Genomic DNA, 12,806 nt, shown 5'->3' on the forward strand with positions numbered 1-12,806 from the left:
GGCGGCGAACGCGTAGTCCATCCGAAAGGGAGACACCGTGGCACAGGACGTGCTTACAGACCTTAGTAAGGTCCGCAACATCGGCATCATGGCCCACATCGATGCCGGCAAGACCACCACCACCGAGCGCATTCTGTTCTACACAGGTGTGAACCACAAGATCGGCGAAACGCACGACGGCGCTTCGACCACCGACTGGATGGAACAGGAAAAGGAACGCGGCATTACCATCACGTCTGCCGCCGTGACCTGCTTCTGGGAAAACAACCAGATCAACATCATCGACACCCCCGGCCACGTGGACTTCACGGTTGAGGTTGAGCGCTCCCTGCGCGTCCTCGACGGTGCAGTTGCCGTATTCGATGGCAAGGAAGGCGTTGAGCCGCAGTCCGAGACTGTTTGGCGTCAGGCTGACAAGTACAACGTTCCGCGTATCTGCTTCGTCAACAAGATGGACAAGCTCGGTGCTGACTTCTACTTCACCGTAGACACCATCATCGGCCGCCTCGGTGCCAAGCCGCTCGTCATGCAGCTGCCCATCGGTGCCGAGAACGACTTCATCGGCGTCGTGGACCTGCTTTACATGCGCGCACTGGTGTGGCCGGGCGACGCCAAGGGTGATGTCACCATGGGCGCCAAGTACGAGATCCGCGAGATCCCGGAAGACCTCAAGGCCCAGGCCGAGGAATACCGCGCGACTCTCATTGAGACCGTTGCAGAGGCCTCCGAAGAACTCATGGAGAAATACCTTGAGGGCGAAGAGATCTCCATCGACGAGCTCAAGGCTGGCATCCGCAAGATGACCATCAACTCGGAGATCTACCCGGTCTTCTGTGGTTCCGCGTTCAAGAACCGTGGCGTTCAGCCGATGCTCGATGCAGTTGTCGACTACCTGCCGAACCCGCTCGACGTCCCGCCGATGATCGGTCACGATCCTCGCGACGAAGAGAAGGAACTGACCCGCGCGCCCTCATCCGAGGATCCGTTCTCGGCTCTGGCCTTCAAGATTGCTGCGCACCCGTTCTTCGGTCAGCTCACCTTCATCCGCGTGTACTCCGGTCACGTGGAAGCAGGCGCACAGGTGGTCAACTCCACCAAGGGCAAGAAGGAGCGCATCGGCAAGCTGTTCCAGATGCACGCCAACAAGGAAATGCCTGTTGAGGGCGCTACCGCCGGCCACATCTACGCAGCCATCGGTCTGAAGGACACCACCACGGGCGACACCCTGTGCGACTCCAGCAACCAGATCGTCCTCGAGTCCATGAGCTTCCCGGAGCCCGTGATCTCGGTTGCCATCGAACCGAACACCAAGGGTGACCAGGAGAAGCTCTCCACGGCCATCCAGAAGCTCTCCGCTGAGGACCCGACCTTCCAGGTCTCCCTCAACGAAGACACCGGCCAGACCATCATCGCCGGCATGGGCGAGCTCCACCTGGACATCCTGGTGGACCGCATGCGCCGCGAGTTCAAGGTCGAGGCAAACGTTGGCAAGCCGCAGGTCGCTTACCGCGAAACCATCAAGCGCGCTGTAGAGCGTCACGACTACACGCACAAGAAGCAGACCGGTGGTTCGGGCCAGTTCGCAAAGATCCAGATTGCGATCGAGCCGCTGGACACTTCCGACGGCGAGCTGTACGAGTTCGAGAACAAGGTCACTGGTGGCCGCGTCCCGCGCGAGTACATCCCGTCGGTTGACGCCGGTATCCAGGATGCACTGAACGACGGCGTCCTGGCCGGTTACCCGGTCGTTGGCATCAAGGCGACGCTGATTGACGGCGCGTACCACGATGTTGACTCCTCGGAAATGGCGTTCAAGATTGCCGGACGTATGGCTTTCAAGGAAGCCGCACGTAAGGCGAACCCCATCCTGCTCGAACCGCTGATGGATGTAGAGGTCCGCACCCCTGAGGAATACATGGGTGAAGTTATTGGTGACCTCAACTCTCGCCGTGGCCAGATGCAGTCGATGGAAGATGCCCAGGGCGTCAAGGTCATCCGTGCTCACGTCCCGCTGTCCGGCATGTTCGGTTACATCGGTGACCTGCGTTCGAAGACCCAGGGCCGCGCTGTGTACTCCATGACGTTCCACAGCTACGCCGAGGTCCCGAAGGCTTTTGCCGACGAGATCATCCAGAAGACCCGCGGCGAATAGTCCACCGGACTTTCGAAGCGACAAACTCGGGTGCGTTTCCGGTAGCGGAAGTTCACCTGGTACAGGCGGCCGGTTCCCGGTCCTGACCGGATCCGGCCGTCTGTGCGAACAGGCTCGAGGGACTAGTATTAGTTCCTGAATCTGCAATTTCACCAATCCAAAGCCCCCCAAGTAGACTTACTGGAGTTTCTGCCGCGACAAGCGCGGTCGAAGGGTAAGTCATTTGAAAACGTTCTAGGAGGAACCTGTGGCAAAGGCAAAGTTCGAGCGGACTAAGCCGCACGTTAACATCGGTACCATTGGTCACGTTGACCACGGTAAGACGACGTTGACGGCCGCCATTTCCAAGGTGCTGTACGACAAGTACCCGACTCTCAACGAGCAGCGCGACTTCGCGTCGATTGACTCTGCTCCCGAAGAGCGTCAGCGCGGCATTACCATCAACATCTCTCACGTTGAGTACCAGACCGAGAAGCGCCACTACGCACACGTAGACGCTCCCGGTCACGCTGACTACATCAAGAACATGATCACCGGTGCTGCACAGATGGACGGTGCAATCCTCGTGGTTGCCGCCACTGACGGCCCGATGGCTCAGACCCGCGAGCACGTTCTGCTTGCCCGCCAGGTTGGCGTTCCCTACCTGCTGGTCGCACTGAACAAGTCCGACATGGTCGACGACGAAGAGCTGCTGGACCTCGTTGAAATGGAAGTTCGTGAGCTGCTTTCGGCTCAGGGCTTCGATGGCGACGACGCTCCGGTTGTGCGCGTTTCCGGTCTGAAGGCTCTCGAAGGCGACCCCGTCTGGGTCAAGTCCGTCGAGGACCTCATGGAAGCAGTCGACGAGTCCGTTCCGGACCCCGTACGTGACCGGGACAAGCCCTTCCTGATGCCGATCGAAGACGTCTTCACCATCACCGGTCGTGGCACCGTTGTGACGGGTCGCGCCGAGCGCGGTACCCTCGCGATCAACTCTGAGGTTGAGATCGTCGGTATCCGTCCGGTTCAGAAGACCACCGTCACCGGTATCGAGATGTTCCACAAGCAGCTCGACGAAGCATGGGCCGGCGAGAACTGTGGCCTCCTGCTCCGCGGTCTGAAGCGCGATGACGTAGAGCGTGGCCAGGTTGTCGTCAAGCCGGGTTCCATCACCCCGCACACCGACTTCGAGGCTAACGTCTACATCCTCTCCAAGGACGAAGGCGGACGTCACAACCCGTTCTACTCCAACTACCGCCCGCAGTTCTACTTCCGCACCACGGACGTAACCGGCGTTATCACCCTGCCGGAAGGCACGGAAATGGTTATGCCTGGCGACAACACTGAGATGACCGTTGCGCTCATCCAGCCCATCGCCATGGAAGAGGGCCTCGGCTTCGCTATCCGCGAAGGCGGCCGCACCGTTGGTTCGGGACGCGTTACCAAGATCATCAAGTAGTACTTGCTGATCATGGGTCGATGTCCGGCTCCGGCCTGACATGATCTTCTAAACAGCCCCGCTGCACTAGCAGCGGGGCTGTTTTTTGCTATGCTTAATCCATTCATTGGATTAATTCGTGCGGAGCAGGCTGCGCCGTTAGCGACCCTCCTGGAGGCACCGGCATGTGGAATTCCGCGGACGAGGCATACCGTGCCGGCTTCAGGGCAGGCCATGTGCAAGGGTGGCGAGACGCCCTGGCGAGTTCCGCGGCGAAGCCCGCGGCCGCCCGGCCGACCCGGTCAAGCCAGCAGCAGCCTACCGTCGAGGGTCCGCTGCATCCATACCCGCCGGCTGCCCGCGCCGAGGCTCCGGCGCCTGCCCGCGCCGAACCTAAGGCTGTCCACCCCGGACCCCCGGCGCCTGCCGGCCAGCCGAGGCTGCCGGCGGGCGGCCCGCTCCGGCTTCCGCCCGCCGCTTTGCCCGCGTATCCGTCTGTTCCCGCTCGCGATGAGGCCCAAGTACTGGCCGATCGGCAGGCACTCCGGGCGCGGCGCGAACAGCAGAACATCAACGTCACGCTCTACATCGCCAGCTTGCTGCTCGTGGCGGCGGGTGCTCTGTTCATCGGTGCCGGGCTGCCCGTGCCGCTTCGCTTTGCGGGTGCCTGCACCATCATGGCGCTGTTCTACGCGGCCGGCCTGGTGTTGCATGCCAAAGCCCCGCGGCTGAAGCCTGCCGCCGTCGCCTTCTCCGGAACCGGCCTGGCACTTATCCCGGTGACGGGCCTGGCCATGTTCAGCCTTGCTGTTCACAATGGCCCCCTTTCGTGGCTGGTCACGTCGGTTGTGGGCACGGCCGCTTATGTCCTGGCGGCCGTCAGGCTTGAGAGCCGTGTCCTCGTCTATCTGTCAATGACTATCGTGGTCTCCACGGCCTGGTCCGGAGTGTCGGTTCTTGGCGGAGCGCTCCTCTGGTACTTCACGGCACTGATAGGGGTGGCTGTCTGCTTCACGGTGCTGGCCATCCATAGGCCGAAGTGGGTGCCGCCGGTCTACGTCAGGCCGCTTGCTGAGCTGCATCCGTTTATCGTCCCGGCCGTCGCCGTGGCTGCCACCCTGGTGCCGCTGGTGCTGGGACGCGGTGACTACGCCCGGATCATGGCCATGTGCGGATGCTATTTCGTCGTGATCTCCATGATGCCGGGAGCTATGTTCCGCCGGCCGCAGTTCATCGCCGCCCGGGCCAGCCTGACCCTAGCGGCAGCCGCCGCCGTCTGGGAGCTGACTGACCGGGGGAGCGCCGCCATCGCCGCCGCCGTCGTGGCGTTGTCCGTCCAGGTGCTGTTGGCGGCCCTGGCTGCCGGGCGGCTACCGGCGCGGCTCGCCGGCCTCGTGCACCACCGCGGTTGGCGGCTCGACACGCTCATCACCTTTGGGCTGCAGCTTCTGTTGACAGTGGTCCTTGCGCTGGCGCAACGCCAGGACGACTTCTTCGGACATGCGCCCGCAGCGGGAAGCCTTCCGCTGTGGGCTCCTGCGCTGCTGGCATTGGCCACCGGCGGAGTCCTGGCCTGGAAATTGCGCGGAGAAGCGGAGTGGGCCCCGGCCGCAGCGCTGGTCATGGGTGGGCTGCTGGCGGACTGGCTCGGAGCGTGGCAGCTCACCGGCCTGCTGCTTGCCGGAGCGGCTTTCTGGGCCGTCCGTGCACTCCCTGCCGCGGAAGTGCTGCGCCACCACTTCGTCCTTGCCGCCCGCGTCACCGTGACACTGGCAGCCCCCGTTCTGACCGCCGCCGTCGTCGGCGAGGACAACGACGCCCGGTCTTCGTATGCCGTCCTGGCGCTGTGCCTGGTCCTTGCGCTGCAGCAGCTCGCCACAGCTGTGCTGATCCGGACGCGCATGCGGACCCTCACGCCTGAGACCAGCCTGGCCTGCTTCACCGGCGCAGGCGTTGCAGCCATGACAGTTCTGACGCTGGGCCATCAGGAATCCTTCCCCACGCCGATAGCGGACGGCCACCTCGCCGGCACCGCCATCGCTGCGCAGCTCGTCACGTCGTTGGCGGTTGGCCTGTTGCTGTTCCCCCGATTGGAAGCCGGGCAGCCCTGGCGACTGTCGGTCGCCGAGGCCGTGCCGCTGGCCGTTGCAGCGGTGGCCGTGCCGCTGGCGTTCGACGCCGTTTCCTTCGGCCTTGGGAATGCCATGCTCCTGCTGGTCACCGCCTACGTTGCGGCGACGGCCGCCAGGACTTCCCGGCCGGTGCCCCGGCGCTGCTATTGGTGGATGAGCCGGGCGTCAGCAACGGTGCTGACGCTCACCGTGTTCCATCAGGTTCAGCAGGTGGGCGGCCCCGTCCTGGTGGGCGGGGAAGCGCTGGCGCCCGTTACGGTCCTGGCCGTGGCACTCGTCCTCCAGCTGATCGTTCCCCTCCGGGAAGGGTGGCGCGGCCCGGTTCCGAGGCATGTGTTTGCCGACGCCGCGGCTGTCCTTGCCCTGCAGGCGGCGGCTGTCATGATCGCCGAGCTGAGCAGCAGGGCGGCCGGGTCGGAAGCCGCGCGGTCGTGGCAGGTGACTTTCACAACCTTGCTCCTGGCCGGCGGCGCGGCGGCGGCGGCGGGCTACATTCTGCGGGCCCACCCATGGGCAGTGGCCTTCGCCCCCTCCGCGTTTGCGGTGCTGCTGTTGCTGCGCCGGGAGAGCCTCCCCGGGATCGAGATGCTGCTGGGTATCTTCGCGGCGTTCAGTGCGGTGATGGTGGCCGCGGTGCAGGACCGGCTTCTGCGGGGCGGCTATTTCGCTGCCGCCCGGGTGCTGACCGCTGCCCTGGCGGTGGTGCTGAGCTACGACGTCTCGGCCTCGCCCACGGTTGTCGCGGTGACATTCGCGCTCGTCTTCGCGGCCCAGCACGTCATCCGCTGGCTCATGCGGCACCGGCTGGCCGAGGTGCCTTTCCAGCAGGCAGCAGTATGGGTCACCCTCGCCGGGCAGACAGCACTGCCGCTGGCCTACGTTGCGCGGCCCTTCGGGGCGGGATCAGGGGCGGACGACGGCGGACGCTGGGTGCTGCTGTTGACCCTCCTTCTGCTGCTGCTTTCCGTCGCCGCGGCCGGGCGCCTGTTCGCCGCGCGGGGCGCTGTTTACCTGGGGCTGTACGCTGCGTTGTTCGCCGTGGTGGCGCTGGGGCCCCTGCTGAGGTTTCCGGCGTCGGGAGATCCCACCGTGCTGCTGTCCGCGCCGGTGCTGAGCCATGAAGGCGTCGCCGTGCTGCTGCTGGGCCTGTCCGTGGCCGCCACTGCCAGCGGCATACTGCGCCGGGACCGGAATACGGGTGGTGTTGACCGCTGGCTGTGGCTGGCGGCGGCGGGCTCTTTTGGGACGTCATCGGCCATGCTGGCCCCGCCAGCCGCGGACTGGATTGCCGGGGCGGCCGTGGTGGGCCTGGCCGCGGCGTGCTTCGCGGCATCCCATGTGGAAGGCCTGCCCGGCTTCTACGTGCCGGCCGTCCTGGCCGCGCTGGCAGGGGCCACCATGACGGTTGACGAGATTTTCGCGGACGTCTCCGGCCCCTGGGGGTTCTACCTGCCCTGGCTTGCAGGCTGCGGAACCGCGGCGGCCGCACTCTACTCGGCTGAATTGGCCCGCCGCGCACTGCAGGCACCGGCTGGCCGCCCTGCCCCGGCCCGCTCAGCGCAGGATCCGTCAACGGAGAGCGGCCGGGACGTGCGCTCCCTGTCGCTCGTCGCCGCGGCAGTCCCGGGCCTTGCCGTCGCGGGTCTGGCGGGACTGGCCTACAGCGCAACATCCTGGGCCGGCGCGGCGCTGGTGGCCATGGCCGCCGTCGTGATTTGGCTCGAGGTGCCAGTGCGGGCGCGCAGGCTCGCGGCGGAGCTGGGTTCCTTGGCGGTGACCGCTGCTGTCCAGCGCGCGGCCCTCTTTGGCGGGGCTCTCCCTGCAGGGCCAGCCGAGCTGAACGGGAACCGGTTCGATGCGTCGTTCTGGCCGCATTCCTCGTGGCCCGATCCCTTCTGGACGGCGCAGTGGTACGTCGTCCTGGCCGCGGTGCTTGGCGTGCTGCGGTACCGGGCCGGCCTCCGCGACGGCGGGCGGCTGTATCAGGGCCTGGCCGCCGGTCTGCTCTCGGTGAGCGGCGTCCTGGTGATTTTCGGCGGAGATGCGGCCCAGCAGCTGTGGGTGCTGGCCTTCTTTGCCGCGCTTCTGGTGGTTGGGCTCGGCTACGGCGAGCGGATGCTTGTGTGGTGGGGTGCCGCCGGAGTGACGCTCTGCATCATGTGGGCGATGCGCCAGTACACGTACGTTCTGCTGGCCCTGATCGCCGTGGGGCTCATCGCGCTGGCGATTTGGCGGCTCAGCCGCAGCAGGCCCGCCGGCACGGAATAGCGAAGCCGCTGCCCTGATATCGTTGCAAGCAAAGAGAGGGGCACATCATGGAATGGCTGATTTTCCTGATCGTGGTCGTAGCGGTTGTGGCTGGCGCCTTCTGGGCGAAGAAGAATTTCCGCAACGAGATTGAACGCGCAAAGCGCATCAACAGGGCCAACAAGAACAAATAACGCTGTGTTCAGGCCAGGGCTTTCCTGGCCCGGCTAAGGGACTGCAGCCAGTAGAAGGACTTCTTGGGCGTTCGCTTCAGCGTTTCGAAGTCCACGTGCACCAGGCCGAAGCGCTGCGAGTACCCGGCCGCCCATTCGAAGTTGTCCATCAGCGTCCACACGTAGTAACCGAGCAGTTCCACGTCATGGGCAATGCCGCCGGGTGCGGTGGAAGCCACGGCCTGGTCGAGGTGATGAGCCAGGTAGTCGATGCGCCTGGAGTCGGCGATGGGGCCGGTCACGTGCTCGGGCTCGGGAAAGCTCGCGCCGCTTTCCGTGATGTAGAGCGGCGGCAGGGCTGCGCCGTACCGGTCCTTGAGTTCGCGCAGCAGGATGCCCAGGTGCTCGGGTGCCACCGGCCAGCCGAACCCCGTGGTGGCGTACTCGGGGAAGGCCGCCAGGTGGAACGGCACCCGCATCATGGCATGGGACGTGCCCGCCGGGGTGTCAGGCGGGCCCTGCCCGGCGGCGACCTTCACCGGGTAGTAGTAGTTCACGCCGTAGAAGTCCAGCGGTTGGCTGATCAGGCGGAGGTCGTCGTCGGACGCCTTGGACAAGGACTTGAACCAGTGCCGGGCGGCCAGGGGCGGCTTCGGATAGCGGCCCAGAAGAATGGGATCCGCGTAGACGCGGTTCAAGACAAGGTCAAACACCTTGGCCAGCAGCCGGTCGGTCAGCTTCCGGGATGCCGGGCGCACCGGGGAATGCAGGTTGGTGACGCCGATTCCTCCGGTCACGCCGCCTGCCCGCAGCGCCTGGACGGCGAGCCCGTGGCCCAGCAGCTGGTGGTGGACCGACGGCAGTGCGTTGAACAGCAGATCCCGCCCGGGCGCATGCACGCCCAGCGCGTAGCCGTTGAGCGTCACGGACACGGGCTCGTTGAGCGTGACCCACTGCGCCACGCGGTCGCCGAGCCGCTTTCCCGCCGCGGCGGCGTACTCCGCAAAGCGTTCGGCCGTGGCCCGGTTCATCCAGCCGCCGCTGTGCTCGAGGGGGAGCGGCGTATCCCAGTGGTACAGGGTGGCCATGGGGGAGATGCCGGCCGCCAGCAGCTGGTCCACCAGCCGGTCATAGAAATCCAGGCCTTGTGTGTTGAACGCGCCCCGCCCGTCGGGCTGGACCCTCGGCCACGAGATCGAGAAACGGTAGGAGTCGATGCCCAGGTCCTTCATGAGGGCGACGTCCTCGGTGGCGCGGTTGTAGTGATCGCAGGCGACGGCGGGCGAATGGCCGTTCATGATGCTTCCGGGTTTCTCCGCGAAGGCGTCCCAGCCTGAAGGCCCTCGGCCGCCAGCGGCCAGGGCGCCTTCGATCTGGAACGCGGCAGCCGCCACTCCGAGCGTAAAATCGGGCCTGAGGCGTCCGGCGAGGTCCTGCACGGAGGCAGTGTTAACGGCGTCAGCATTTTGCACGGCCATTCACCTATCATCCATTCGAAGATTGCCGAAGGCAATGACTGCCCCGTCAGGCGGCCGGCCGGGGGACCGGGGGAGCGGGACAGGGGCCGGGGCGGCGGGCCGGTCAGCGGCCTGATTCGCATCCGACCATAAAATCCGGCATACTAGATGAGTTGTTCAAGCGCTTCTTCGCGTCCCGATCCGGATAATGCCGGGTGCCAGGGTCCAAGTGGAAGTCCAAACATAACCCACTCCCCAAGGAACTGCGGGCTCGCACGCTTCGAAGGTGCGACACGCCCGACCGCGGGGGTCGGTTACGCCGGCAGGTTGAGGAACCCGGATTCTTCCGGATTCAGCTTGTGCGGCGGGTGGTAGTTACGACTTCAAATGCTTCGGCAGCCACATACAACAGGTAAGTAAACAGAGCAGCATTTACTGAAAGAGAGTCAGGCGACATGGCGGGACAAAAAATCCGCATCCGGCTGAAGTCATACGACCACGAGGTCATTGACGTTTCAGCACGGAAGATCGTTGAGACGGTCACGCGCGCAGGCGCAACGGTAGTGGGCCCCGTGCCGCTGCCTACGGAGAAGAACGTGTACTGCGTTATCCGCTCTCCGCACAAGTACAAGGACAGCCGCGAGCACTTCGAAATGCGCACGCACAAGCGTCTGATCGACATCATCGACCCCACGCCGAAGGCTGTTGACTCGCTTATGCGTCTCGACCTGCCGGCCGACGTGAACATCGAAATCAAGCTGTAGGGAGGTGCTGAGAGACTATGACCGCAACCCGTAACGTAAAGGGCCTGCTGGGCACGAAGCTCGGCATGACCCAGGTCTGGGACGAGAACAACAAGCTCATCCCAGTCACTGTTGTCCAGGCTGACTCGAACGTCATCACCCAGCTGCGCAATGCAGAGACTGATGGCTACGTCGCCGTTCAGATCGGCTACGGCCAGATCGATCCCCGCAAGGTCACCAAGCCGCTGGCTGGTCACTTTGAAAAGGCAGGCGTCACGCCTCGCCGCCACGTCGTCGAACTGCGCACTGCAGATGCTGACTCTTACGAGCTGGGCCAGGAGCTCTCCGTAGAGCTCTTCGAAGCCGGCCAGAAGATCGACGTTATTGGCACCACCAAGGGTAAGGGCTTCGCCGGTGTTATGAAGCGTCACGGCTTCCACGGCGTTGGAGCTTCCCACGGTGCCCACAAGAACCACCGTAAGCCCGGTTCAATCGGTGGCGCATCCACCCCGAGCCGCGTCTTCAAGGGCATGAAAATGGCCGGCCGCATGGGCGCCGTTCGTCACACCACGCTGAACCTCACTGTTCACGCGGTTGACGTCGAGAAGTCGCTGCTCCTGATCAAGGGCGCCGTCCCCGGCGCCCGCGGCCAGGTCGTACTCGTACGCACCGCCGTGAAGGGAGCCTAGTTCAATGACTAGCACTGTCAAGGTTGACCTGCCTGCAGAGATCTTCGACGTACAGACCAACGTGCCGCTGCTGCACCAGGTCGTCGTTGCACAGCTCGCTGCTGCTCGCCAGGGTACCCACAAGACCAAGACCCGCGCCGAAGTTTCCGGTGCAGGCCGCAAGCCGTTCAAGCAGAAGGGTACCGGCCGCGCCCGTCAGGGCTCGATCCGTGCTCCGCACATGACCGGCGGTGGCGTTGTCCACGGTCCCACCCCGCGTGACTACAGCCAGCGGACCCCCAAGAAGATGATTGCTGCTGCACTGCGCGGCGCACTGTCTGACCGCGCCCGTAACGGACGCATCCACGTCATTGCTGACCTGGTTGCCGGCGACAAGCCGTCCTCCAAGGAAGCACTGGCAACGCTGCGCGGCGTCTCCGAGCGCAAGAACCTGCTCGTTGTCATTGAGCGCGCCAACGATGTTGCTGCACTGTCTGTGCGCAACCTCGAGGAAGTTCACGTTCTGTACGCAGACCAGCTGAACACCTACGACGTTCTCGTTTCTGACGACGTAGTCTTCACCAAGGCTGCCTACGAAGCATTCGTTGCTGACAAGGCTGCAAAGAACGAGGAGGATGCCAAGTGAGCGCAGCCACCATCAAAGACCCGCGCGACGTCGTGCTTGCACCCGTTGTTTCGGAAAAAAGCTACGGCCTGATCGATGAGGGCAAGTACACCTTCCTGGTGGACCCCCGCTCGAACAAGACCGAGATCAAGCTGGCCGTGGAGAAAATCTTCTCCGTCAAGGTCGAATCGATCAACACCATCAACCGTGCCGGTAAGCGCAAGCGCACCAAATTCGGATGGGGTACCCGCAAGAACACCAAGCGTGCCATTGTGACCCTCAAAGAAGGCACTATCGACATCTTCGGCGGTCCGCTCGCGTAGCGGAGACCACTTTAACGAGGAAATAAATTATGGGAATCCGTAAGTACAAGCCGACTACACCGGGCCGTCGCGGCTCGAGCGTAGCGGACTTCACCGAAATCACGCGGTCGACGCCGGAAAAGTCGTTGGTACGTCCGCTGCCCAAAAAGGGTGGCCGTAACAACTCCGGTAAGATCACGACCCGCCACAAGGGTGGTGGGCACAAGCGCCAGTACCGTCTGATCGACTTCCGTCGCCACGACAAAGACGGCGTCAACGCCCGCGTTGCCGAAATTGAGTACGATCCGAACCGTACGGCTCGCATCGCCCTCCTGCACTACGTTGATGGCACCAAGCGTTACATCATCGCCCCGAACAAGCTGTCCCAGGGTGACTTCGTAGAGGCAGGTGCCGACGCTGACATCAAGCCCGGCAACAACCTGCCCCTGCGCAACATCCCGGTGGGTACCGTTATCCACGCAGTTGAACTGCGTCCGGGTGGCGGCGCCAAGATGGCCCGTTCCGCTGGAGCGTCTGTTCAGCTCGTCGCCAAGGAAGGCCGCTTCGCCCAGCTGCGTCTGCCTTCCGGCGAAATCCGCAACGTTGACGTGCGCTGCCGCGCCACGATCGGCGAGGTCGGCAACGCCGAGCAGTCGAACATCAACTGGGGCAAGGCCGGCCGTATGCGGTGGAAGGGCGTTCGCCCGACCGTCCGTGGTGTCGCCATGAACCCGGTTGACCACCCGCACGGTGGTGGCGAGGGTAAGACGTCCGGTGGACGTCACCCCGTCAACCCGAACGGTAAGCGTGAGGGCCGCACCCGCCGCCCGAACAAAGAGAGCGACAAGCTTATTGTGCGTCGTCGTCGTACTGGCAAGAACAAGCGATAG

10 protein-coding genes are annotated in these 12,806 nt (G+C 64.3%); 9 read left to right on the forward strand and 1 reads right to left on the reverse strand.

The window, feature by feature from the left end; translation table 11 throughout:
• Nucleotides 1-37: 37 nt before the first annotated feature.
• The 4 genes from fusA (at nucleotide 38) to ABFP37_RS02825 (ending at nucleotide 8,142) form a co-directional block, all read left to right on the forward strand.
• Nucleotides 38-2,152 carry an elongation factor G gene (gene fusA, locus ABFP37_RS02810; RefSeq protein ID WP_347032669.1) on the forward strand — a complete coding sequence of 705 codons (2,115 nt, stop codon included), beginning with the start codon at nucleotides 38-40 and terminating at the stop codon, nucleotides 2,150-2,152.
• Nucleotides 2,153-2,399: 247 nt separating this feature from the next.
• Nucleotides 2,400-3,590, forward strand: a complete 1,191-nt coding sequence (tuf, locus tag ABFP37_RS02815) for an elongation factor Tu (protein ID WP_078027241.1) — start codon at nucleotides 2,400-2,402, stop codon at nucleotides 3,588-3,590.
• Nucleotides 3,591-3,754: 164 nt separating this feature from the next.
• Complete coding sequence (locus ABFP37_RS02820; protein ID WP_347032670.1) at nucleotides 3,755-7,969, forward strand: hypothetical protein; 4,215 nt, start codon at nucleotides 3,755-3,757, stop codon at nucleotides 7,967-7,969.
• A 47-nt stretch (nucleotides 7,970-8,016) separates the two neighbouring features.
• The gene (locus ABFP37_RS02825) at nucleotides 8,017-8,142 is read left to right on the forward strand and encodes a hypothetical protein (RefSeq protein ID WP_260680601.1); all 126 of its coding nucleotides are present in this window, start codon (nucleotides 8,017-8,019) and stop codon (nucleotides 8,140-8,142) included.
• Nucleotides 8,143-8,150: 8 nt separating this feature from the next.
• Here ABFP37_RS02825 and ABFP37_RS02830 read toward each other — a convergent pair whose 3' ends face one another.
• The gene (locus tag ABFP37_RS02830) at nucleotides 8,151-9,599 is read right to left on the reverse strand and encodes a GH1 family beta-glucosidase (RefSeq protein WP_078027239.1); all 1,449 of its coding nucleotides are present in this window, start codon (nucleotides 9,597-9,599) and stop codon (nucleotides 8,151-8,153) included.
• 434 nt (nucleotides 9,600-10,033) lie between these two features.
• Between ABFP37_RS02830 and rpsJ the strand changes: the two genes are divergently transcribed.
• From rpsJ to rplB, 5 genes are read left to right on the forward strand one after another with little or no spacing between them, the layout of a single operon-like run.
• Nucleotides 10,034-10,342, forward strand: coding sequence for a 30S ribosomal protein S10 (gene rpsJ / locus ABFP37_RS02835; protein WP_003803825.1), 309 nt, complete (start codon nucleotides 10,034-10,036; stop codon nucleotides 10,340-10,342).
• A 17-nt stretch (nucleotides 10,343-10,359) separates the two neighbouring features.
• Nucleotides 10,360-11,010, forward strand: coding sequence for a 50S ribosomal protein L3 (gene rplC, locus ABFP37_RS02840; RefSeq protein ID WP_056626643.1), 651 nt, complete (start codon nucleotides 10,360-10,362; stop codon nucleotides 11,008-11,010).
• 4 nt (nucleotides 11,011-11,014) lie between these two features.
• Nucleotides 11,015-11,635, forward strand: coding sequence for a 50S ribosomal protein L4 (rplD, locus tag ABFP37_RS02845; protein WP_056626641.1), 621 nt, complete (start codon nucleotides 11,015-11,017; stop codon nucleotides 11,633-11,635).
• The gene (gene rplW, locus ABFP37_RS02850; RefSeq protein WP_011692807.1) at nucleotides 11,632-11,937 is read left to right on the forward strand and encodes a 50S ribosomal protein L23; all 306 of its coding nucleotides are present in this window, start codon (nucleotides 11,632-11,634) and stop codon (nucleotides 11,935-11,937) included. The genes rplD and rplW overlap by 4 nt, the downstream gene beginning before the upstream one ends.
• A gap of 29 nt (nucleotides 11,938-11,966) precedes the next feature.
• Nucleotides 11,967-12,806, forward strand: coding sequence for a 50S ribosomal protein L2 (gene rplB, locus ABFP37_RS02855; RefSeq protein ID WP_078027238.1), 840 nt, complete (start codon nucleotides 11,967-11,969; stop codon nucleotides 12,804-12,806).

Origin of the sequence: Burkholderia sp. RS01 (assembly GCF_039748055.1) — a bacterium.
In the GTDB taxonomy this organism is placed as follows: Bacteria; Actinomycetota; Actinomycetes; order Actinomycetales; family Micrococcaceae; genus Arthrobacter.

What these genes read in the sequence shown, in the direction of transcription:
- ABFP37_RS02825 (WP_260680601.1), top strand. Translation starts at nt 8,017, where the DNA reads ATGGAATGGCTGATTTTCCTGATCGTGGTCGTAGCGGTTGTGGCTGGC.
- rplC (WP_056626643.1), top strand. Translation starts at nt 10,360, where the DNA reads ATGACCGCAACCCGTAACGTAAAGGGCCTGCTGGGCACGAAGCTCGGC.
- rplD (WP_056626641.1), top strand. Translation starts at nt 11,015, where the DNA reads ATGACTAGCACTGTCAAGGTTGACCTGCCTGCAGAGATCTTCGACGTA.
- rplB (WP_078027238.1), top strand. Translation starts at nt 11,967, where the DNA reads ATGGGAATCCGTAAGTACAAGCCGACTACACCGGGCCGTCGCGGCTCG.
- rpsJ (WP_003803825.1), top strand. Translation starts at nt 10,034, where the DNA reads ATGGCGGGACAAAAAATCCGCATCCGGCTGAAGTCATACGACCACGAG.
- ABFP37_RS02830 (WP_078027239.1), bottom strand. Translation starts at nt 9,599, where the DNA reads ATGGCCGTGCAAAATGCTGACGCCGTTAACACTGCCTCCGTGCAGGAC.
- ABFP37_RS02820 (WP_347032670.1), top strand. Translation starts at nt 3,755, where the DNA reads ATGTGGAATTCCGCGGACGAGGCATACCGTGCCGGCTTCAGGGCAGGC.